The organism is Streptomyces sp. NRRL S-1022 (genome assembly GCF_000720135.1).
GTDB lineage: Bacteria > Actinomycetota > Actinomycetes > Streptomycetales > Streptomycetaceae > Streptomyces.
Genome location: NZ_JOIU01000015.1, coordinates 190,082 through 212,063, shown reverse-complemented (window position 1 = coordinate 212,063; position 21,982 = coordinate 190,082). Strand labels below are relative to the sequence as shown.

18 protein-coding genes are annotated in these 21,982 nt (G+C 73.4%); 2 read left to right on the top strand and 16 right to left on the bottom strand.

What is annotated here, in order from left to right:
- Nucleotides 1-105: 105 nt before the first annotated feature.
- Complete coding sequence (locus IG05_RS0122460) at nucleotides 106-510, bottom strand: globin (RefSeq protein WP_030345194.1); 405 nt, start codon at nucleotides 508-510, stop codon at nucleotides 106-108.
- 95 nt (nucleotides 511-605) lie between these two features.
- On the opposite strand from IG05_RS0122460, the gene IG05_RS0122455 reads away from it, so the two are divergent.
- Nucleotides 606-1,583, top strand: a complete 978-nt coding sequence (locus IG05_RS0122455) for a methyltransferase domain-containing protein (protein WP_030345193.1) — start codon at nucleotides 606-608, stop codon at nucleotides 1,581-1,583.
- Between the two features lie 7 nt (nucleotides 1,584-1,590).
- On the opposite strand, the gene IG05_RS0122450 is transcribed toward IG05_RS0122455, so the two are convergent.
- The 14 genes from IG05_RS0122450 to IG05_RS0122385 all read right to left on the bottom strand — a co-directional run bounded on the left by IG05_RS0122450 (nucleotide 1,591) and on the right by IG05_RS0122385 (nucleotide 20,785).
- Nucleotides 1,591-3,351, bottom strand: coding sequence for an FHA domain-containing protein (locus tag IG05_RS0122450; RefSeq protein ID WP_030345191.1), 1,761 nt, complete (start codon nucleotides 3,349-3,351; stop codon nucleotides 1,591-1,593).
- Between the two features lie 34 nt (nucleotides 3,352-3,385).
- Nucleotides 3,386-4,729, bottom strand: coding sequence for a vWA domain-containing protein (locus IG05_RS0122445; protein ID WP_030345189.1), 1,344 nt, complete (start codon nucleotides 4,727-4,729; stop codon nucleotides 3,386-3,388).
- Nucleotides 4,730-4,842: 113 nt separating this feature from the next.
- Nucleotides 4,843-6,084 carry a PP2C family serine/threonine-protein phosphatase gene (locus tag IG05_RS0122440; protein ID WP_030345187.1) on the bottom strand — a complete coding sequence of 414 codons (1,242 nt, stop codon included), beginning with the start codon at nucleotides 6,082-6,084 and terminating at the stop codon, nucleotides 4,843-4,845.
- A 3-nt stretch (nucleotides 6,085-6,087) separates the two neighbouring features.
- Nucleotides 6,088-8,565 carry a serine/threonine-protein kinase gene (locus tag IG05_RS0122435; RefSeq protein WP_030345184.1) on the bottom strand — a complete coding sequence of 826 codons (2,478 nt, stop codon included), beginning with the start codon at nucleotides 8,563-8,565 and terminating at the stop codon, nucleotides 6,088-6,090.
- Nucleotides 8,562-9,854, bottom strand: coding sequence for a hypothetical protein (locus IG05_RS0122430; protein WP_030345183.1), 1,293 nt, complete (start codon nucleotides 9,852-9,854; stop codon nucleotides 8,562-8,564). Before IG05_RS0122430 ends, IG05_RS0122435 begins: the two co-directional genes overlap by 4 nt.
- Nucleotides 9,855-9,895: 41 nt before the next feature.
- Nucleotides 9,896-10,927 carry a glutamate ABC transporter substrate-binding protein gene (locus IG05_RS0122425; RefSeq protein ID WP_030345181.1) on the bottom strand — a complete coding sequence of 344 codons (1,032 nt, stop codon included), beginning with the start codon at nucleotides 10,925-10,927 and terminating at the stop codon, nucleotides 9,896-9,898.
- A 14-nt stretch (nucleotides 10,928-10,941) separates the two neighbouring features.
- The gene (locus IG05_RS0122420; protein WP_030345179.1) at nucleotides 10,942-12,390 is read right to left on the bottom strand and encodes a hypothetical protein; all 1,449 of its coding nucleotides are present in this window, start codon (nucleotides 12,388-12,390) and stop codon (nucleotides 10,942-10,944) included.
- A 182-nt stretch (nucleotides 12,391-12,572) separates the two neighbouring features.
- Nucleotides 12,573-14,027: a purine-cytosine permease family protein gene (locus tag IG05_RS0122415; protein ID WP_199808364.1), complete on the bottom strand. Its 1,455-nt coding sequence runs from the start codon at nucleotides 14,025-14,027 to the stop codon at nucleotides 12,573-12,575.
- Nucleotides 14,028-14,100: 73 nt separating this feature from the next.
- Nucleotides 14,101-15,087 (bottom strand): N-acetylglucosamine kinase, encoded by a 987-nt coding sequence (locus tag IG05_RS0122410; RefSeq protein ID WP_030345175.1) that lies wholly within the window; start codon nucleotides 15,085-15,087, stop codon nucleotides 14,101-14,103.
- Nucleotides 15,078-16,343 (bottom strand): 6-phospho-beta-glucosidase, encoded by a 1,266-nt coding sequence (locus IG05_RS0122405; RefSeq protein ID WP_030345173.1) that lies wholly within the window; start codon nucleotides 16,341-16,343, stop codon nucleotides 15,078-15,080. Before IG05_RS0122405 ends, IG05_RS0122410 begins: the two co-directional genes overlap by 10 nt.
- A 7-nt stretch (nucleotides 16,344-16,350) precedes the next feature.
- Nucleotides 16,351-17,244, bottom strand: coding sequence for a carbohydrate ABC transporter permease (locus IG05_RS0122400; RefSeq protein WP_030345171.1), 894 nt, complete (start codon nucleotides 17,242-17,244; stop codon nucleotides 16,351-16,353).
- Nucleotides 17,245-17,246: 2 nt separating this feature from the next.
- Nucleotides 17,247-18,188, bottom strand: a complete 942-nt coding sequence (locus tag IG05_RS0122395; RefSeq protein WP_030345169.1) for a carbohydrate ABC transporter permease — start codon at nucleotides 18,186-18,188, stop codon at nucleotides 17,247-17,249.
- Complete coding sequence (locus IG05_RS0122390; protein WP_030345167.1) at nucleotides 18,188-19,531, bottom strand: ABC transporter substrate-binding protein; 1,344 nt, start codon at nucleotides 19,529-19,531, stop codon at nucleotides 18,188-18,190. The genes IG05_RS0122395 and IG05_RS0122390 overlap by 1 nt, the downstream gene beginning before the upstream one ends.
- 42 nt (nucleotides 19,532-19,573) lie before the next feature.
- Nucleotides 19,574-20,785: an ROK family transcriptional regulator gene (locus IG05_RS0122385; RefSeq protein WP_030345166.1), complete on the bottom strand. Its 1,212-nt coding sequence runs from the start codon at nucleotides 20,783-20,785 to the stop codon at nucleotides 19,574-19,576.
- A 270-nt stretch (nucleotides 20,786-21,055) separates the two neighbouring features.
- Here IG05_RS0122385 and IG05_RS0122380 point away from each other — a divergent pair, with 270 nt between their 5' ends.
- Nucleotides 21,056-21,592, top strand: coding sequence for a hypothetical protein (locus IG05_RS0122380; RefSeq protein ID WP_030345164.1), 537 nt, complete (start codon nucleotides 21,056-21,058; stop codon nucleotides 21,590-21,592).
- Between the two features lie 121 nt (nucleotides 21,593-21,713).
- On the opposite strand, the gene IG05_RS0122375 is transcribed toward IG05_RS0122380, so the two are convergent.
- Entirely contained in the window at nucleotides 21,714-21,947 is a 234-nt protein-coding gene (locus IG05_RS0122375) for a hypothetical protein (RefSeq protein WP_030345162.1), read from the bottom strand.
- Nucleotides 21,948-21,982 lie beyond the last annotated feature (35 nt).

Here is a 21,982-nt window from a genome sequence, read left to right as displayed (position 1 = left end):
GCGTACGGACGGCCGTACGCGTGCGGACGGTCCCGATCGCCCCCGAGACGCCGTGAGCGTGTCGCCGGTACCGCGGTCGCGCGACCGGTGATCAGTCGGGACTCGTCAGTCGGGGGTGTTCACCATCGACGCGGCGGCGTACGTCAGGTAGTTCCACAGCGTCCGCTCGTGCTCCTCGGACAGCCCCAGCTCGTCGACCGCCGTGCGCATGTGCCGCAGCCAGGCGTCGTGCGCCGCCCGGTCCACGGTGAACGGCGCGTGCCGCATCCGCAGCCGCGGGTGGCCGCGGTTCTCGCTGTACGTCGTGGGCCCGCCCCAGTACTGCATCAGGAACAGGGCCAGCCGCTCCTCGGCCGGGCCCAGGTCCTCCTCCGGGTACATCGGCTGCAGCAGCGGGTCCGCGGCGACTCCCTCGTAGAAACGGTGGACGAGCCGGCGGAAGGTCTCCTCCCCGCCGACCTGCTCGTAGAAGGTCTGCTCCTGAAGCGTGCCGCGCCGAATCTCATTCACCCGTCCATCGTCTCAGACGGGACGACCCAGGACTCAAGGCCTAGGACCACCCCGGCCGCCCCGGCCCGCGGACCGCCCGCCCCTAGTGTGGACTCATGGGTGCCCACGACACGGAGATCGAGGCCCTCGCCGACGCGGCACGGGCCGCGCTGGTGCGGGAGATCGACGCCGACGGCGCCTGGGCCGCGGACCCGGTGTGGCGGGAGGCGTTCGCGGCCGTGCCCCGGCACCTGTTCGTGCCGTACTACTACGTCGCGGGGGCGCGTGGCTACGAGCGCCGCTGGGGCGAGAGCACCGACCGCGAGGCCCGGGAACGCTGGGTGCGCGGGGCCTACGCCGACGAACCGCTGGCCACCCGGCTGCGCGACGGCGAGCTGGTCTCCTCCAGCAGCCAGCCCTCCCTGATGGCCCGGATGCTGGTCGCCCTGCGGGTCGAGGACGGCGACCGGGTCCTGGAGGTGGGCGCCGGCACCGGCTACAACGCGGCCCTGCTCGCCCACCGGCTCGGCGCCGGCGACCTCGTCACCACCGTCGACCTGGAACCGGAGATCACCGAGTCGGCCCGGCAGCACCTCGCCGCGGCCGGATACCACCCGGTCGTCGTCACCGGCGACGGCGCGCGCGGAGTGCCCGAACGCGCCCCCTTCGACCGGATCATCGCCACCTGCGAACTGCCCACGGTGCCGCGCGCCTGGCTCGCCCAGTGCCGCCCCGGCGCGCGCGTCCTCACCCCGCTCGCCACCGGCCTGCTCGCCCTGACCGTGCGGGACGCGGAGCACGCCGAGGGCCGCTTCCTGCCCGGGGGCGCCTTCTTCGTGCCGCTGCGCGGCGAGGGCAGGGCGGAGCCCGAGGGCGTCCGCCTGGCCGGGCTGCCGGGCCGGGCTCGCCGGCAGGAACCGTTCCGCTTCCTGCTCGCGCTGACCCGGGGCACCCTCGGCCCGCGGGAGGCGTACGCCCTGTGGGAGCGCGAGGGCGGGCCGGACCGCGGGCGCTACGGCGTCACGGTCGCCGGCGGACACGCTCGGGCGTGGCTGGACGACCCGCAGGGGCCGTACGCCTGGCCCCTGCCCTGAGCGCGGTTCAGCCCCGGCGGACGGTGATCGTCGTCCAGGCGCCCACGTGCACCCGGTCGCCGTCCTGGAGCGGGACCGGCACGAACGGCTGGATCGGCTCCTCCGACATGTTGACCGTGGTGCCGTTCGTCGAGTTCTGGTCGACGACCGCCCAGCTGCCGTCCGGCTGCTGCACCAGCACCGCGTGCTGGTGCGAGACGCCCGGGTCCTCCGGCGGCACCGACAGGTCGATGTCGGGGGTGTCGCCCGTGGAGTGCCGGCGGCGGCCGATGGTGACCTGGTTGCCGGAGAGCGTGCGCTGCTGCTCGGGCGAGTACGCGGGCAGGTTCAGGCCGGCGGCCTCGGGGCCGGAGCGGTGCATCATCGCCATGAAGTACTCGCGGTCCGGGCCGATGGTCGCCGTCCAGGTGGCCGGCTGGGAGGCATGCGGTGCCTGCGGGAAGCCGCCGGGGCCGGCGGGGGCCTGGGTGCCACCGGGGTGCGGGTAGCCGTAGCCGCCGCCCTGACCGCCGGGACCCTGACCCGGGGCGCCCTGGCCGGGGGACGACGGCGGGGAGATCACCCAGTCGTCGTCGCCCGCCGGCGGGCGGCCGGTCTCGCGCGGGAACGCGGGCGGAGCCGACGCCCCGGCCTGCTGGAACCCCTGCGGGGCACCGCCGAAGCCGGAGGGGCCGGGCGGCGTGGGAGCACCGGGACGGGAGGGCTCGCGCCCGAAGGCCGGGGGCGCGGACGGGCCGCCGGGACCCTGCCCAGGCCCACCGAATCCCTGACCGGGTCCCTGGCCCTGACCCGGACCCTGTCCCTGATCCCGGCCCTGTCCCGGCCCCTGTCCTTGCCCCGGACCACCGCCGAACCCGGACGGCCCACCGGCGCCGGGACCACCCTGACCGGGTCCGCCGCCGAAGCCGGACGGGCCGCCGGGGCCCTGACCCTGACCCTGCCCGGGACGCTGCCCCGGACCGCCGCCGAAGCCGGACGGGCCACTGGGGCCCTGACCCTGACCCTGACCGCCGCCGAAGCCGGAGGAACCACCCTGACCCTGGCCCTGGCCGGGTCCGCTACCGAAGCCGGAGGGGCCGCCGGGTCCTTGTCCCTGACCGGGACCCTGCCCCGGACCGCCGCCGAAGCCGGAGGAACCACCCTGACCCTGGCCCTGCCCCGGACCGCCGCCGAAGCCGGAGGGGCCGCCGGGGCCCTGACCCTGGCCGGGACCCTGCCCCGGACCGGCGCCGAAGCCCGGCGGGGGGCCGGGCGGGCGCTGGTTGCCGCCGCCGAAGGGGGGCGGGCCGGGGGAGGTCGGCGGGCCGGACGGGGCGCGGTCGCCGCCGAACGGCGTCGGGCCCGACGGCTCGCTGCCGAAGGACGGGATCGGCTCGGCCGGCCGGTTCACCTGCGAGGGCCGCGAGCCCTGGTACTCGTACCCGTCACCGCCGCCGTACGTCGTGCTCGGCGGCTGGAACCGCGGCTGCGGCGGACGCGGGGCGGCCGGGGTGTAGGACGTCGCCGTGTTGGTCAGGAAGTTCCACCGGCACTCCTCGCAGAAGGGCGCGCCGCCCTCACGGGGCGTACGGCACTGCGGGCACAGCTCCGGCTCGGGGTCCCCGCCGGCCGGACCGGGCCGGCCGGCGGCACCCGCGGGCGGCGGGAAGCCGTAGCCGCCGGCCGGGGGCGGCGGCGGAGGGGGAGGTACGGCACCGGCCATGCGGTGACCGCAGACCTCGCACCAGTCGTCGGAACCCGACTGGTGTCCGTTCGGGCAGGTCGGCATGTCGGTGCTTCCCCTTCTCCTACGCTTGCGAGGGTCACTTCTTCACACGAACAGTCTTGGTGGACCGGGTCTCCAGAGTCATCTCGTCCGCCTCCGCGACCCTCGTCTTCAACCGCACAGTACCTGTCGCGGCGTCGACCACGTCCACCACCTTCGCAAGCAGTTTCGCAGTATCCGCGTTCCCCGAGGCGCTCGCGAGCTGAACGGCCCGCCCCAGTTTGGCCGTTGCTTCATCGAAATCACCCGCTTTGCGAAGGTCGAGGCCCTTCTGAATGACTTGGGCCAGTTCGGCCTGCCCGGTGTAGTGGGCGACTTGCGCGTTGATCGAGGTGGAGGCGGCCATGTCGTCGGTCCACACGGCCCGTACCAGCCCCTGCGCGCCGAGGCTTTGTGCTGATCCGTCCGTTTGCGGAATCACCAACGAGACCCGCGCGGCGAGCATCTCCCGGCCGAGCCCGGCCGGCGGGACCGTCACGCACAGGTGGTAGTCGCGGGACTCGTCGCCCCAGGACCCGGTCGGGTAGTCCCCGGCGCGCGGCCCGGCCTCGGTGCGGCGGTCGGTCAAGTCCTCCATGCTGGGGGCGACTTGCTTGACGAACCGGATGGCCGTGCCGACCGGCGTCCACACCCGCAGGGCGACGTCGGCGACCTCCTTGCCCATCGCGGTCTCCATCATCTGCGTGAAGTCGGCGGCCAGGCCCGCCGGGTCGGCGACGATGTCGGCGGTGCCGAGCAGCGCCGAGGCGATCGCTGTGACTTCTTTCACTTCCCAGTCGGTGCCCACGCCGCGCGCGTCACACGTGAACCGGCCGGCGCAGGCGTCCAGCGTGGCCCGCAGGTCCTGCGCCGACTCGTGCTCGTTGCGGCCGTCGGTGAGCAGGATGCCGTGCCGGATGCCGACGTCCGCCGAGGACAGCAGCCGGTCGGCGAGCCGCAGCCAGGTGCCGATGGCCGTACCGCCGCCCGCGCTCAGCCGGCGCAGCGCCTGCTTGGCCTGTTCCCGGGTGATGGCGTCGGCGACCGCGAGCCGCCCGGCGCCCGGGTAGACCTCGGTGGCCACGTGCGTGCCGCCGATCACCGCGAAGAAGGTGCCGTCGCGCAGGGCGTCGATCGCGGCGGCGGTGGCGTCCCGGGCGCCCAGCATCTTGGCCGGCGGATAGTCCATGGAGCCCGAGCAGTCCACCATGAGCGCCACCGCGGCGGAGGGCCGCCGTCCCGGCGGGTACACGGGCGCGGAGACCGTGCTGCCGGTGGTGCCGCCGCCGGTCGCGCTCACCGTGACGATGGCGTTGACCTCGCTGCCGCCCTCGGGCAGGTACTCGTTCTGGTAGACGTCCACCGAGAACTGCGGCACGTTCGACTTCGCGAAATTGGCCATGCTTGATCGCATCCCCCTCGACACCCCGCCCACGCGGGGCGCTGGCTGTCAGCGGACCGGTCCCCTCCGGTCCGCCCCGGCTTCCCCGTGCCGTTCCCCCTCGGATACGGCCCTCAGGCCGATCCTGCCCCCTGCGGCGGCGCCGGGAACGGCAGGACCGCCACTGTTACGTTGTCGTGGCCCCCGCCGTCCAGGGCGTGCCCCACCAGCACCCGGGCGCTGTGCAGCGGGCGGGCCGCCGCGTCCGCCGGGACGACCTCGGACATCTCCTCGGCCGTCTCCGCGTAGTTCCACAGTCCGTCGGTGCACACCACGACCGCGCCCGGCCGGTCCGGTTTGAACGAGGCGGTGTGCGGCTCCAGTTCGTAGGCGTCCGCGCCGAGCCAGCCGGTGATCGCGTGGGCGCGCTCGTCGGCGTACGCCTCGGCCTCGCTCATCAGGCCGGCGGCCACCATCTGCGCGGCCCAGGAGTCGTCCTCGGTGAGCCGGGCGGGCGGTGCGCCGCGGTCGGTGGGCACCCAGTAGACCCGGCTGTCGCCGACCCAGCCGACGACCAGCAGCCCGGGGGTGACCACCGCGCCGACGATCGTGCACGCCGGGGCGTTCTGGTGCGGGGCGTGCTCGCGGGCCGTGGCGGGCTCCTCGGCGAGCGCGTTGACGGCCTGCGCGGCGGCGACGATCGCCTCGTGCATGGCCTGCTGCGGGTGGGTGCCGCGGGGCAGCGCGGCCAGCAGGGTGTCACCTGCCGCCTGGGAGGCGGCCAGGGAGGCGTCGTCCGGGCGGGTCGCGGAGGACACGCCGTCGCAGACGATCGCCACCGCCGCCGGGGTGCCGTCGGGCAGCGCGGTGTGGCCGACGGCGAAGGCGTCCTCGTTGCGGTGGTGGCGCAGCCCGCGGTCGCTGACGGCGGCGACCGGGCCCGACTCCCGCTCCACGTGGTCGCGTTCGCGGGGCTGGGCGTGCCCGCAGTTCTCGCAGTAGCCGTCGCCGTCCACATGGCCCGCCCGGCAGGCCACACAGACCTGCGCCGGATCGGCCGGGGCGGGGGCACCGGCGGCCAGCCGCGGGTCCGGCGCCTGCAGCGGGTACTCGTCGGGTTCGGCCGGCCGGTCGAACCGCACTCCGGAAGCCTGCCCGGCCGTGCCGTCCCCGGGCGTGCCGTCACCGGCCGTGCCGGAGCCGGGCGTGCCGGAGCCGGTCATGGTGAGCGTCGGGTGGTCCTGCTGGTCCTGCGGCGCGGCGGGGACCACCGAAAGGTCGTATCCGCACGCTCCGCAGTACAGGTCGCCCGGCTCCACGGGCTCCGCGCAGCTCGGGCACTTCGGCAGTGCGGCCTGCTGGGGCATCTGCGACATCGACTACACCCACGTCCGGGGGCGGTAACGGTTGGCCCGTTCCACCAGCTCGATCCTCTCCTCGCCGCCGGTCGCCAGCCGCGCCAGCGTGCGGTAGGCGCGCTCCAGACCGAAGCGGAGACCCCGCTCGTCCAGACCGCTGCCCAGCAGCACCCGGCCTCCGACGGCCGGCCCGGTGCCCTGACCCCCGGAGAGTATCCAGTCCAGCGCGCAGCCGAGCACTTCCGCCGACAACCGCTCGCGCCGCGCCGGGTCCAGGCCGTACGCCTGGAGTGCCTCGACCTGACCGGCGGCGGCCGTCAGGTCGTCCAGGAACGGTACGTCACCCGTGTCCGCCGTGCGCCGGGCGATCCTGGCCCGGACGGCGGCGACCCGGGCGGCCGTGTAGTGGATGGACGACTCCGGCACCGACTCCAGCGTCCCCACGGCCCCGCTCCGGTCCCCGGCCGCGAGCTGCACCCGGGCCAGCCCGAACGCGGCGCTCACGAAGCTCGGGTCGGTCGTCCACACCAGGCGGTAGTACTCGGCCGCGTTGTCCAGCTGGCCCAGCACCTCCGCGCACAGGGCGAGCGCCAGCTTCGGCGCGGCCTCGCCCGGGAAGGCGTCGTAGACCGCGTCGAAGGCGAGCGCGGCACCCTCGAAGTCGCCGGTGACCAGGGCGGCCACGCCCCGGTACCACACCACCCGCCAGTCGTCCGGCCGTTCCTCGTCCAGTTCGGCGAGGCTCGTCGCCGCGCCCTGGGGGTCGGCGCTCTCCAGCCGGGCACGGATCTGCCGCAGCCGGGTCTCCACGGTCTGCGCGGGCGCGGCGGCCAGCGCGGTCATCAGTTCGGCGGGCGCGGAGGCCGACAGGCCCGCGAGGAAGCCGGCGCTGGGGTCCGCCGGGTCGACCAGCGGCACCGGCAGGGCGAGCGCGGCGGCCGGGGTGTCGACGGGTTCGACGAGGGCCGGCGGGTGGAGGGCCGGGGCGGCGCCCTGCCCCTTGCGCACCGGACGGGCGCCCAGCCGGGACACGTCCGCGTCCAGCCGCGGGAACAGCTCGGTGTCGGTGACCTTCAGCTCCGGTCCGAACAGTGTCGACAGCGCGGGCCGGGGGCGCCCGGTCTGGAGGGCGACGACCTCCCGCAGCACGCCCGTCAGCTGCTCGGCCATCTCCTGCGCGGTGGCGAACCGGCGCGCCGGGTCGGGGTCGGTGGCGCGGACCAGGAGCCGGTAGAAGGACTCGTACCGGTGGAAGACGTCGATGCTGTCGGGGTCCGGCAGGGAGTCCGCGTAGACGTTCGTGTAGCCCTGGAAGTCGAAGGTCAGCACGGCGAGCGTACGGCCCACCGTGTACAGGTCGCTGGCCACCGACGGGCCGGCCTCGCCGACCTCCGGCGCCTGGTAGCCGACCGTGCCGTAGATCGCCGACTCCACGTCGTCCATCCGGCGGACCGCGCCCATGTCGATCAGCTTGAGCTGGTCCTCGGTCTGGATGGCGTTGTCGACCTTGAAGTCGCAGTACAGCAGGTTCCGGCTGTGCAGGTGGCCGAGCGCCTCCAGCGCCTCGATGCCGTACGCGCAGGCCTGCTCCACCGGCAGCGGATCCCGCCGGCCGTCGGGTGCCCGGCGGGAGTTGGCGATCTCCTTCAGGGACTTGCCGCCGACGTACTCCATGACGATGTAGCCGTCGAGGGAGCCGGTGCGCTGGTCCAGGTGCTCCACGAAGTTGTAGATCCGCACGATGTTGGCGTGCTCGATCTCCGCGAGGAACCGCCGCTCGGAGATCGCCGCGGCCATCGCGTCCTGGTCACCGGTGTCCAGCAGGCCCTTGAGCACCACCCACCGGTCGGAGACGGCCCGGTCCACGGCGAGGTAGATCCAGCCGAGCCCGCCGTGCGCGAGGCAGCCCGCCACCTCGTACTGGCCGTGCACGATGTCCCCGGCCCGCAGCTTGGGCACGAAGGAGTACGGGTGCCCGCACTTGGTGCAGAACCCCTCCGTGCGGCCCGGCCGGTCGCCCCGGGCCCGGCCGACCGGCGCCCCGCAGTCCGACCGCGAGCAGAACCGCTTCCGCTCGGGCACCTCCGGGTTGTCCAGCACCATCGCACGCGGGTCGGGCCGCGGCACCTGCGGCACGGAGACCAGCCCGGCGCCCAGCCGCCCGCGCGTGGCGGCGCCGGAGGAGGAGCCGGAGCTGCGCACCGAGACCGAGCGGCCCGTGGGCTTTCCCGACAGCGACCGGGACAGCCGCCCGGAGACCGAGCGGCGCGACTTCGACGACTGCGAGGACGTCCGGGAGCTGCGCGAACTGCCGCTGTCCGAGGCCGCCCGGGTGACCCCGGTGGGCGGCGAGCCCACCATGCCTTCCCCGGAGGGCCGGCCCCCGGCCGACACCACGGGCGCGAGACCGCACGTGTCGCAGTACAGCTCGCCGCCGCCGACGTCCTCGTACGACCCTTCGCAGCCCGGTCGCTGGCAGTTCTGCCCCGGCTGACTCATGACCCGTCCCCCCTGTGCTCCCCCCGGCTGTCCTCCGGCGCGCTCGCGCCGCCGAGCAGCTCGGCCACCGCCTGCTGGTAGCGCAGCACGGCCTGTTCGGCCACGCGCAGGTCGCAGGGCGCGCTCCACAGCATGCGGCGGGCCGCGTCGTACCGCTCGACGAGCAGCGGGTCCTCCGCCAGCCCGTGCCGGGCCACCTTGGCCTTGTAGGCGTCCAGCCGGCCGCGCAGCTCGGCGCGGACCGCGAGCGGCGCGGTCACCGCGGTCAGCGACTCGCGGGCGCGCAGCAGTTCGTCCTCCGCCTTCTCCTCCAGCGACTCCAGCAGCGGCGACAGCCGGTGCCACTGGGCCTGCCTGCGGTACTCGGCGGCGGTCGCCAGCTGCTCCTGCAGCGCGGTCGGCGGCCCGCTCACCACCGGCACCTCCGTCGCGGCGATCTTCGCGAGCACCTCGCCGCGCGCGGTACGGGCCTCGGCGAGGGTGCGGTCCGCGCGCGAGAGCACGTCCCGCAGCCGGATCAGCCGAGCCTCGGCGTCCTGGCGCACCGTCAGCACGGCGTCGATCTCCCGCCGTACGTCCTCCAGGGCGCGCGCCTCACGGTCGTACACACGCGTGTCCGGACGTCCGCCGCCCGGTGCGCTACTGCCCTCGGCGGGCACCCAGAAGCCGAGCGGGTCGGAGACGACGTCCGCGCGCAGCCGGGTCAGCGTGCGGGTGATCCGCTCCAGGTCGTCGCCGGCCGGGTGCTCGCCGGGGCGCACCCCGACGGAGTGCGCCAGGCCGCGGGTGCGCTGGAGTTCCGCGGCGAGTAAATCGATCCGGGCGGGCAGCGCCGACCAGACCGCGTCGGCGGCGACGATCACGTCCAGGCTGGTCGCGTACAGCTCGTTCATCCGCTCCACCAGCGCGGACAGCGAGAACGTCTCGCTCAGCCGGCCGTTCCCGCCGTCGGGGACGGTCACGCACGCGCCGCGCAGCAGCTCCGTCAGCTCCGCCAGGTCCTCCCGGCTGCACCAGCGGCGCCGGGCGCGGATCTCCCGGGCGCCGCGCAGTGCGGCCGTGTAGGCGTCGAAGTACGCCCACAGCAGGGTGATCTGCGCCTCCGTGGCCTGCCAGCGCTCCTTGGTGACACCGGTCAGTTCCGCGCCTTCGAGGAGCCTGCGGCCCGCGTGGTCCTGGAGGGCCAGCAGCGAGGTCTCGATCGCCTCGTGCTCCTGGCCGAGCCGCGCCAGCGCACGGTCCACCTCGTCCCGGTCCATCACCGGCCCGGCGGGGTCCGTGACGCCCATCGATCACCTCTCGCTCGCTGTGTGTTCCGGTCGGGTGCGGCTCAACTGCCGCGCAGGTACTGCGGCGCGGGCGGCCTCGACGCGGACGCGTCCTTGCCCAGTGTCGCCGACAGCCAGTCGTCGTACGACGTCTGCCAGCCCTGGGCGCGGTAGTCCACCAGGACGCGGTTGACCCGGCGCACCAGGTCGTCCGCGTCCTTCTTCATCGCCACTCCGTAGTACTCGGTCGTGAACGCCTTGCCCTTGAGTTCGACGGTCGGATCCTGGGCGGCCTGGCTCGCGGCGAGCGCGCCGTCGGTCACCACCGCGTCCACCTCGCCGAGTTGCAGCCGGACCAGGCAGTCCAGCTGGTTCGGGACGGTGGCGGAGATGTCGGTGGTGGCGGGCAGCCGGCCGTCCTTCCGGTCGGCGGCCAGCTTGGCGTACGCGGTCGAACCGGCCGCGGTGCACACCTTCTTGTGGGCCAGCGAGCCGTCGTACCCGGTGATCGGCGACGACTTGGGCGCGAGGACCTGCTGGCCCGTCTTGAAGTAGGGCGCGGAGAAGGCGACCTGGCGGAGCCGGTCGCAGGTGATCGTCATGGTGCGCACGACCATGTCGACCCGCCCGTCCTCGATCGCCGGGATGCGCTGGCTGGTCGGTATGGCCTTGAACTGCACCGCGTCGGGGTCGCCGAGGATGTCGGCGGCGATGCGGTGGACGAGGTCGATGTCGAAGCCCTCCAGCCGGGCGCCGTCGGTGTTCGGGTTGCGGTAGCCCCAGCGGTAGCTGTTCTGGTCGACGCCGACGATCAGCTTGCGCTTGGCGCCCGTACGGGCCTTGATGGCGTCGATCGTCGGGCCGTCCGCGCCGGACGGGGCGAGCGTCTGCCGGTGTGCCTCGGCGTCCACGCACCCGTCGGCGCGGGCCTGGATGCCGGTGGCGGACCGCTGGCCGGCCCGGGCCGGCTCGTCCGGCGCCCGCTGGGTGCACGGCAGCAGCAGGACGAAGCCCAGTGCCAGCGCGCACAGCACCGCCATGGCGGCGACCCCGCCCCAGCCCCGCAGGGAGGCCCGTGCACGGCTCACGTACATCGCCCTGCCCCTTGTCACCGGTACTCCGAAAGTCTGCGGCCGATGCCGGCGACGGCGCCGGCCGCGGCCAGCACCGCGAGGACGGCGGCGCCCACCGGCAGCCCGGTCATGGCGTCCCGCCCGTCACCGGCGGCCTGCTGGAACTCGGCCTGCTCGTGGTCGATGGCGCGGGCGAGACTGCGGTCGACGCCGTCGAAGCACTCGGCCGTCGCCCCCTTCGCGCCGATCACCTTGTCCAGCGCCTGCTGGTAGTTGCCGTTCTCGTCCTCGGCCCGGGCGTCGGCGTGCCGCTGTTTCCACACCGTCATGTTGCCCCGGGCCGCCTCGACCGGTGCCGTGCCCCCCTGGTCGTCGGCGAGCCGGGACGCCTCGGACAGGCCCTTGCCGAGCACGGCGATGTCCTTGTCGAAGTCGTAGTAGTAGGCGTCGTACGGTCTGCCGTCGACCGTGACGGTCTCGGCGCCGCGCGCCACCAGGCTCAGGTTCTCGTTCCCGCGCGCCTTCAGGGAGGCGATCCGGGCGTCGTGCAGCACGTTCAGCGAGCGGATCCCGTGCTCGTACGAGCCGTCCAGGCCCGACCGGGCGACGGCGTGGCCCACGACCAGCCACAGCAGGGCGACGGTGGTCGCGGCGGTGGCGGCGGCCAGACCGTGGTTGAGGACCCGGTTGGTGCGCCGGTACGTGCGGTGCTGGGCCCAGCCGAGCGCGGCCAGGGCGAGCAGCCCGAGCGCGATCGCCGCCCAGGGGTAGGGCGTCGCGTCCGCGTAGTCGGCGTCCAGCCGCCGGTTCTCCGTGGTGTAGAGGTCCTCCGCCGCCGGGAGCATCTCCTTCTGCATCTTCTCGTTGGCGTACCGCAGGTAGGCGCCGCCGACCGGATAGCCCTGCCGGTTGTACGTCCGGGCCCGCTCGATCAGGCCCTTGTACTCGGGCAGCAGCCGGTTCAGCCCGGCTATGGTCGCCTCGGAGGCCGAGCCGGGCTCGGCGTTGGCGGCGGCGGTGACGAGGCCGCCGGCGGCGGTGCGGATGTCCTTCTCGTACCGCTGCCTGGACGCGGGGTTCTCCTGGCCGCCCGCCAGGAACCCGCTGGAGGCGGCGGTGTTGGCGTCGGCCAGGGACCGGTAGATGCCGGCCGCGCCGGAACTGAGCGGCTGGCTGCGGTGCAGCACGTCGTCGGCGGCGGCGGAGCGCTCGCTGGTCTGCCAGGCGGTGACCGCGCCGAACGCGACGACCAGCACCGCCAGGACGGCACCGATGATCCGCAGCCGTCCCGGCTCGGTCGTCGCGGCGGTCCGCAGCCGCTCGGCCCCCTCGGCGAAGGCGGTCCGGCGCGCGGGCGGCACGCCCGGACCGGTGACGGCGGGGAGCCCGGGCGGCCCGGGCTGGGCGGGGATGCCGGGGACGCCGGCCACGGCGGCGGACGCGGCCGGCGGTGGTGCCGCGCTGCTCTTCGGCGGGTGTGTCACTCGACCTCCCCCATGGTCATCCGTTCGCCGCCCAGTATCACCGCCCGTACCGACATCGCGCACCGGCCTTCACCCGGTCTTGATCGGATCGCAGTGTGCCGGGGGGCGCGCGCCTGCGGACGCACCACCCCCTGTTCAAGAACACGCTGGTGGCGGCGGATCGGTTCCCCGAACGGCGGGTCTCACGGCTCGCGGTGCTCGTGGGCCGCCCGTTCCAGGGCCGCCGCCTCCGCGGCCGCCAGCCGGGTCTCCGCCTCGACGTCGATCGAGCGGCTCAGCCACCAGTACAGGAGGGCGGAGACCGGCAGGCCGACGAAGAGGGAGATGTCCGCGCCGCCCAGCGCCTTCGCGGCGGGGCCGGCCCACAGGGTGCCGACGGAGAAGAACGGGACCATGGCGGCGAATCCGACGAGGTAGGCGATGATGCCGTGCCAGCCCCAGCGGCCGTAGATGCCGTGCGGGTTGAAGATCTCGGCGATGGCGTAGTGGCCGCGGCGCACCACGTAGTAGTCCATGAGGTTGACCGCGGTCCACGGGATGAACAGGTAGAGCACCAGCAGCAGGAAGTTCTCGAAGTTCGCCAGGAAGTTCGACGTCGCGGCCAGCGCGCCGACGAGGGAGAGCGCGGCGGTGAGGCCGAGGGTGAGCAGCCGTACGGCGAGCGTCGGCCGGACCCGCCGGAACGAGTCGATGGCGCTGATGAGCGTGAGGGACCCGCCGTACATGTTCAGCGCGGTCACCGAGACCAGGCCGAGGGCCGAGAAGAGCAGTACGACGGCGCCGAACCCGGTGAACACCTTGTCGCCCGCGGAGTTGATCGCCGGGATCGTCTCGAAGGTCCTCGGTCCCGCCCAGGCGGCGAGCAGCGCCCCGAGCACCATCAGCCAGATGCCGCCCAGCGCGGAGCCGAAGTAGGTCCAGTAGAAGGTCTTGCGGACGGTCACGTCGGGAGGGAGGTAGCGGGAGTAGTCGGAGACGTAGATGGCCCAGCTGATCTGGTAGCCCGCGACCACGCCGAACTGCGCGAGGAACGGCGTCCACCGGAAGCCGCCGAGGTCGAAGGAGCCCGCCGGGTAGTGCAGGGTGACCAGGACGCCCACGGTGAAGACCCCGAAGATCACCAGGAAGGCGTACGTCAGGATCCGCTCGGCCTTGTGGATGATGTCGTAGCCCACCAGCGCGATGACGAGCGCGACCGCGGTCACCACGACGACCCACAGCTTGACGCCGCCGTGCAGCGTGGCGTGCAGGGAGTCGGCGGCGAGGATGCTGTTGAAGACGTTGAACCCGGCGTACTGCACGTAGGCGAACAGCCACACCAGCAGCGCGCCGACGTAGCCGAACTGGGGCCGGGACTGGATCATCTGCGGCAGGCCGAGCTGGGGGCCCTGGGCGGAGTGGAAGGCCATGAAGAAGGTGCCGGTCACCGTGCCGGAGACGATGGCCAGCAGCGACCAGACGAGGTTGCCGCCCTGGGTGATGCTGACCAGCCCGACCGCCAGGGTGGCGATCTGCGCGTTGGACATGAACCACAGCGGGCCCAGGTGCCAGAGCTTGCCGTGGCGCTCGTCCAGCGGGACGTAGTCGATGGACCGGACCTCGATCCCCGACACTCTTGGCTCGGCTGATGTGCTCATGACGCCTCCCGGGATCGGGCCCGCCCCTCTGGTCACATTGTTGCCCCGCTCCACCCGCGCGACGACTCAAGGATCAGCCCGCCTCCCAGTGGCCCCGCACCCGCTCCCGCGCCTCCTCACCCGCCGCCAGCCGGTCCAGGCCCAGCAGGGCCGCGCCCAGCACCGGGGGCGCCGTGACCACGCGGACGCCGGCCTTCGGGGCGCGCGCGGACAGCAGCTCGCGGACGGTGTCGTTCAGCTGGGGGTGGCCGGCGGTGAGGACGCTGCCGCCGAGCAGCACCGGGGTCTGCTCGTCCAGCAGGTCCAGCCGGGTCAGGGCGACCGTGGCCAGCACCGTGACCTCCTCCGCGAGCCGGGTGACGATCGCGCGGGCCACCGGGTCGCCGTCCGCCGCCGTGGCGAACAGCACCGGGGTCAGCTCGTGCCGGCGGTGCTGGTCGACGCGCTCCAGGTGCAGGGCCTCGATGAGGGCGTACATGCTCGGCAGCCCGAAGTGCGCGGGGAGGGTGCGGGCCAGCAGGGTCGGCCGGCCGCGGCCGTCCTCCGCGCGGGCCGCGTGCCACAGGGCCTCCTCCGCCAGGCCCCAGCCGCCGCCCCAGTCCCCGGAGATCCGGCCGATGGCGGGGAAGCGGGCGGTGCGGCCGTCGGGCCGCATGCCGACGCAGTTGATGCCCGCGCCGCACACCACCGCCACCCCGCGCGGCTCGGTGACGCCCGCGCGCAGGATCGCGAAGGTGTCGTTGCGCACCTCCACCGACGCGCCCCACGCGCGCGCGTGCAGCGCGGCCGCCAACTGCTCTTCCTCCACCGGGAGATCGGCGTTGGCCAGGCAGGCCGAGACATGGGTGACCCCGGTGACCCCGGCGTCCGCGAACGCCCGGGCCACCGGCTCCGCCAGGGCGTCCAGCGCCGCCGCGACGCCCACCGCGGGCGGCCGGAAGCCGCCGCCGCGGGCCGTGGCCAGCACCTCGCCGGCGGCGGTGACCACGGCCACGTCGGTCTTGCTGTTGCCCGCGTCGACGGCGAGGACCGTCGGCGGGCCGGGTGCGGTCAGGCCCACGCGAGGTGCTCCCGGTTGTGTGCGATCAGCTGGTCGGTGAGCGCGTCGGCGTACGCGTACTGGCCGATCAGCGGGTGGGCGAGCAGGGCGCGGAAGACGCGGTCCCGGCCGCCGCGCAGGGCCGCCTCCAGGGCCAGCTCCTCGTACCCCGTCACGTGCGCGACCAGGCCCGTGAACAGCGGGTCCAGGGCCGGGACCGGCAGCGGGACCGGGCCGGCCGGGCCGACCGCCGCCTGCACCTCGACCACCGCGTCGTCGGGCAGGAACGGCAGCGTGCCCCGGTTGAGCGTGTTCACCACCTGGTAGGGGCTGCCGCCCCCGCCCAGCAGGGCCGCCGCCAGGTCCACGGCCGCCTCCGAGTAGTAGGCGCCGCCGCGCCGGGCGAGCAGGGCCGGCTTCTCGTCCAGGGCCGGGTCGCCGTACATCGCGAGCAGTTCCCGCTCCATGGCGGCCACCTCGGAGGCGCGGGAGGGCTTGGTGCGCAGCTCCCGTACGACCTCGTCGTGCGCGTAGTAGTAGCGCAGGTAGTAGGACGGGACCACACCGAGGCGGTCCAGCAGCGTGCGCGGGAGGCGGACGTCGTCGGCGATCGCCTCGCCGTGTTCCGTCAGGAGCTTCGGCAGGACGTCCTCGCCCTCCGGACCGCCCAGGCGCACACCTGTCTCCCAGGTGAGGTGGTTCAGGCCCACATGGCCCAGGTGCACATCCGCCGGGGCCGTGCCCAGCAGGGCGGCGAACTTCCGCTGGAAGCCGATCGCCACGTTGCACAGGCCGACCGCCCGGTGCCCGGCCTGGAGCAGCGCGCGGGTGACGATGCCGACCGGGTTGGTGAAGTCGATGATCCACGCGCGCGGGTTGGTGCGGCGGACCCGCTCGGCGATGTCCAGGACCACCGGGACCGTGCGCAGGGCCTTGGCCAGGCCGCCGGCGCCGGTGGTCTCCTGGCCGATGCAGCCGCACTCCAGCGGCCAGGTCTCGTCCTGTTCCCGGGCCGCCTGACCGCCGACGCGCAGCTGGAGCAGGACCGCGTCGGCGCCGTCGACCCCCGCGTCCAGGTCGGAGGTGGTGACGATCCGGCCGGGGTGGCCCTGTCTGGCGAAGATCCGGCGGGCCAGGCCGCCGACCGGCTCCAGGCGGTCCGCGGCCGGGTCGACCAGGACGAGTTCCTCGACGGGCAGGGTGTCGCGCAGGCGGGCGAAGCCGTCGACGAGTTCGGGCGTGTAGGTCGAGCCGCCGCCGACCACGGTGAGTTTCACAGTCAGATCAACCCTTTACTCCGGTGAGGGTGACGCCCTCGACGAACGCCTTCTGGGCGAAGAAGAACACGAGGATCACGGGGGCCATGACCAGCACGGTCGCGGCCATGGTGAGGTTCCAGTCGGTGTGGTGGGCACCCTTGAAGGACTCCAGGCCGTAGGACAGGGTCCAGGCGCCGGGGTTCTCGGACGCGTAGATCTGCGGGCCGAAGTAGTCGTTCCAGGCGTAGAAGAACTGGAAGAGGGCCACGGCGGCGATGCCCGGCCTGGCCATCGGCAGCACGACCCGCAGCAGGGTCCGCAGGTCACCGCAGCCGTCGACCTTCGCCGCGTCCAGGTACTCGTTCGGGATCGTCATCAGGAACTGGCGCAGCAGGAAGATGGAGAACGCGTCCCCGAACGCCATCGGCACGATCAGCGGCCACAGCGTGCCGGACAGGTCCAGCTGTTTCGCCCAGAAGAGGTACATCGGGATGACGACCACCTGCGGGGGCAGCATCATCATCGAGATCACCAGCATGAGCGACAGGTTGCGCCCCCGGAAGCGGAACTTGGCGAGCGCGTACGCCACGGGGATGGAGGACACCACAGTCAGCAGGGTGCCGAGTCCGGCGTAGACCAGCGTGTTCCGCCACCAGGTGAGGAAGCCGGGCGTGTCGAACACCTTCCGGTAGTTGCCCCACTCCCAGGTGTGCGGGATCAGGTCCCGGCCGAGGGCCTGGCTGTCGCTCATCAGCGAGGTCAGGAACACGAACACGAACGGCAGCGTGAAGAACAGCGCGGCGGCGACGCCGAGCGCGTGGACGGCGACCCACTCCAGCAGCGCACGGCGCCGGGCGGTGCGCTCGGCGCCGGTGACGAGCGGCGCCGGCTTCACCGGCTGCTCCAGTACTTGCGTCATGGTCAGTCACCTGCCTGGATCAGGCCGCCCCGGCGCCGCATCAGCAGCGCGGTGAACGCCATCGACAGGGCGAACAGCACCAGCGCGACCACGCACGCCGAGCCGTAGTCGAAGCGCTGGAAGCCGAGGTTGTAGACGAGCTGGGGGAGGGTGAGCGTGGACTTGTCGGGGTAGCCGGGCTCGAACTGGGTGCCGGCGCCCTGGATCACGCCGGAGGCGACCTTCCCGGCGATCAGCGGCTGGGTGTAGTACTGCATGGTCTGGATCACGCCGGTGACGACGGCGAACATCACGATCGGGGAGATGTTCGGCAGGGTCACGTACCGGAACCGCTGCCACGCCGTGGCGCCGTCCAGCTCCGCCGCCTCGTACTGCTCCGCCGGTACGTCGAGCAGCGCGGCCATGAAGACGACCATCAGGTCGCCGACGCCCCACAGGGCCAGCAGGGTCAGTGCCGGCTTGGACCAGGCGGGGTCGTTGAACCAGCCCGGCGCCGGCAGCCCGGCGTGTTCCAGGAGCGAGTTCACCGGGCCGGTGCCGGGGTTGAGCAGGAAGGCGAAGGCCATGGTCGCCGCGACCGGAGGGGCCAGGTACGGCAGGTAGAACAGGGTGCGGAAGACACCCGTCCCGGTCTTGATCCTGGTGATGAGCAGACCGACGCCCAGCCCGAAGACCACCCGCAGGCTCACCATGATCACGACCAGCCAGAGCGTGTTGCGCAGGGCGGGCCAGAACAGCGGGTAGTGCTCGAAGACGTACGTCCAGTTCTTCCCGCCGCTCCACGCCGGCGGCCGGAAGCCGTCGTAGTGCATGAGGGAGAAGTAGACCGTGGAGATCAGCGGGTAGGCGAAGAAGACCGCGAAGCCGATGAGCCACGGCGACATGAAGGCGAGCGTGCGCAGGGCCGAGCGCCGGCGTTTCGACGCGAGGGTGACGGCGCTCATCACCGGGCCTGCGCGATGTCCGTGTCGATCTGCGCGGCCGTCTTCCTCAGCCCGGCCTCCAGATCGGTCTCCTTGCCGCTCTCGTAGTCGTAGCCGAACTGCTGGATCGTCACCAGGTACACACCGCCGTTGACGGAGGCGGGAGTCGTGGTGGAGTGCGGGTTGCCGGCGATGTCCAGGAAGGTCTTGAACCGCGGGTCGTACTTCAGTTTCGGCGACTTCAGCGCGGCCAGTGTGGAGGGCACGTTGTGGATGGCGTTGGCGAAGCCGACCACCGCGTCCGTGTCCGTGGTCATGTACTTCACCAGTTCCCAGGCCGCGTTCTGGTGGCGGCTGGTGGCGGCGATGCCCGCGATGGTGCCGGTGATGTAGCCCTTGCCGTACTGGCCGGCCCGGTCGTCCGGGACGGGCAGCGGCGCCACCCCGATCTCGAAGTCCGGCTTGGCCTCCTCGGCCATCCCGAGCCGCCACTCGCCGTCGAGCTGCATGGCGACCTGGCCGGTGTGGAAGGGGTGCTTGGGGCCCCACTCGTCGCCCAGCGTGGCGCGGAACCTCTCCAGCCGCCGGAACCCGCCGAGTTCGTCCACGAGCTTCTTCTGGAGCGTGAAGCCCTTCCGGAACGCGGGATCCTTCGCGAGGTTCGACTTGCCGTCCTTGTCGAAGTACGTCGGCGAGAACTGGCCGAGGTAGTGCTCGGTGGTGGATTCCCAGCCGTGGTAGTCCGGCATGAAGCCGAGCTGCCGGTACCCCTCGCCCTGGCGGACGGTCAGCTTCTTCGCGTCGGCCTCGAATTCGGACCAGGTCCTCGGCGGACGGGCGATGCCCGCCTTCCCGAACGCCGTCTTGTTGTAGTAGAGCCCGTACGCGTCCCCGAGCAGCGGCACCGTGCACCGGTTGCCGTCGAACCGGGTGTACTCGTTCATCGGCTTCGGGAACGTCTTCTCCGGGTCGATCCCGGACTTCTCGAAGAACGGGTTCAGATCTACCAGCGCGCCCGAGGAGCAGAACTTGCCCACGTTGTTGGTGGTGAACGACGAGATCACGTCCGGGGCCTTCGCGCCGCCGGCGCGCAGCGCCTGGTTGATCTTGTCGTCGGTCATGTTGCCGACGATGTTCACGTGGATGTTGGGGTGGGCGTGCTCGAAGCCGGCGACCAGCGACTTGACGGCCGTCACCTCGTTCGGCGCGCTCCAGGCGTGCCAGAAGTTGATCGTCGTGTCCTTCGACGGGTCGTCGGTGGCGCCCGAGCCGGACTGGCCGGTACACGCGGTGGTGAGGAGCACGGCGGAGACAGTCACGGCAAAAGCCGCTTTTCGGGCGACTTCGGGGAGGGCTGTGGGCATGGCGAGGTCTCCCAGGGACGGGTGTGGGAAAAGAGGGGACGCTCAGCGCGAGGTGTCGAAGACCTCGTCGCGGGTGGCGGCGAGCGCGGACTCCAGCGCGCCGCGCAGCACGGGGTGTTCACGGACGTCGCCGACGACCAGCCGGGGCCGGGCGGCGGCCAGCTCCTCCAGTTCGGCCTGGACGAGGCCGCGCAGCACCTCGCCGCCGGCCGTCAGGGCGGAGCCGCTCAGGACGACGAGTTCGGGATCGAGCACGGAGACGAGCGAGGCCAGACCGGTGGCCAGCCGGGTGGCGTAGGTCCGGAGCAGCTCCCGGTGCGGGCCGCTCGCATGGTCGGCGGCGCGGGCGACGAGTACGGTCGCGGCCTCGGCGTGCGGCCCCGGCGGCACGTCGGTGATGCCGAGTTCCCGGGCCAGCCGCGGTACGGCCTGGGAGCCGGCCAGCTCCTGGTAGCCGCCGCTGTTGGCCTTGGTGACCTGCCGGACCAGCGGGGTGCCCGGCACCGGCAGGAAGCCGACCTCGCCGGCGCCGCCGGTCCAGCCCCGGTGCAGCCGGCCGCCGAGGACCAGGGCGGCGCCCAGGCCCTCCTCGTTCCACAGCAGCACGAAGTCCGCGTGGCCGCGGGCCGCGCCGAGCCGCTGTTCGGCGATGGCGACGAGGTTGACGTCGTTCTCGTACTCGACCGGCATCGGCAGCGCCGCCGCGAGGTCGTCCAGCAGTGCGGGGGAGTGCCAGCCGGGCAGGTGGGAGGCGTAGCGCAGCCGCCCGGTGTTGGGGTCGAAGGCGCCGGGGGTGCCGATGACCAGCCGGTGCACCTCGGACCGGGCGAGCCCGGCGGCCTTGACGGCGCCGTCGAGGGCCTCGGTGACCTGCTGGACCACGGACCGCGCCGGGTGCCGTCCGGGGGTGGGCAGCTCGTACTCGCCGACCGTGCGGCCGGTGATGTCGGCGACCGCGGCGCGGATGCGGTGCGGGGTGACGTCGAGCCCGGCGGCGTACGCGGCGGCCGGATCGACCGCGTACAGCTGGGCGTTGGGGCCCGGCCGGCCCTCGCTGGTGCCGGTGAGCCGGACCAGTCCGGCCGCCTCCAGGCGGGCCAGCAGCTGGGAGGCGGTGGGCTTGGACAGGCCGGTGAGCTTGCCGATCCGGGTGCGCGACAGCGGCCCGTGCTCCAGCAGCAGGTCCAGGGCGGCGCGGTCGTTCATGGCGCGCAGGACGCGCGGGGTGCCCGGCGTACCGGCGGTTCCTGCCATGGGGGTCGACACCTGCCTTTCCAGCCGCCCAGCTTCTCAGTGACCCGGGGAGGACGTCCAGTCTTGATCACCGGACGCCGTAGATCACTGTTAGGAAACTTTCCTATTGGGGTGGGAGGAACGTAAGCCCAGGACGAAGTGGACGTCAATAGACAACGCCCCCTTGGTCGTGCCGACCGCGATCACGACTGCGTCACGCCCGTGGTTTCCGCTGGTCAGAGCGCCTACATTCAGGCGATGAACGGCTCACGCGGTACGGGGAGGGCGGGGATGGCCGGTCTTGGGCTGCTGTGGAGGCTGTGGCCGGCCACGATGCCCGGGCTCCTGCCCGTGCTGGTGGTGGTGGGCCTGAGCGGTCTCCTGGACGGGGGACCGTCCTGGTCGCTCGCCGAGGACGTCCTCTTCACCTCGCTCGGCTGGTCCTCGCTCGCCCTGCTCTACGCGCTCTGCGTCTACGCCACCCTGGCCCTCCGGGCGCGCGGCACCGGCCTGCCGGTCACCGTGGACGCCCTCGCGGCGACGCAGGAGCGGGCGTTCCCGGCGGCGGAGGCGGAGCGGTTGCGGGCGGCGCTCGCCGGGTCCGGGCGGGCGTACGACGTGACGGGCGCGGGGGAGTCGTGGGACTTCCGCTGGCGTCCGTTCCGCGGTCGGCGCACCGTCGCCGGGTCCCTGACGGTGGACCGGACCTCCGGCGAGGCCCGGGTCCTCCTGCGCGCGGACGAGCGGCCGAGGGGCCTGCCGGGACTGCGCGGGGCGGGCGCGTTCGTGGCGCTGTGCCAGGTGACGAGACTGAGGAGGACCGGGTGAGGGGGCCGGACGACGGTGGCGCCGGCGGTGCTGCTGATGGGCGTGGTGGCGTGCACGGGGCAGCGGACGGGTGTGCCGCGGGCGGCGGCGTCGGTGCGGCCCTGGGCGTCGCCGCCCTGCGTCACCGGCACGTTCCGCTGGGGCGGGGTACGGCAGGGAACAGGGAACCCGGCTGACCGGTGTCTCGCCGGTGGTGACGGTCGGCGAGGACGACGGGTGGGCCACCTTCCGGAACGTGGCGGTGCGTGCCGTCCGGGCAGGTCACGGCGAAGCTCGCGTCCACCGCCTGTACGGCCTCCGCGGTGACGAAGCGGCCCGAGCCGTCGAAGACGGCGGCGACCTGGCTCACCGGCACCCGGGGCGACTCCCTGGCCTGCGGCACCGACCCGG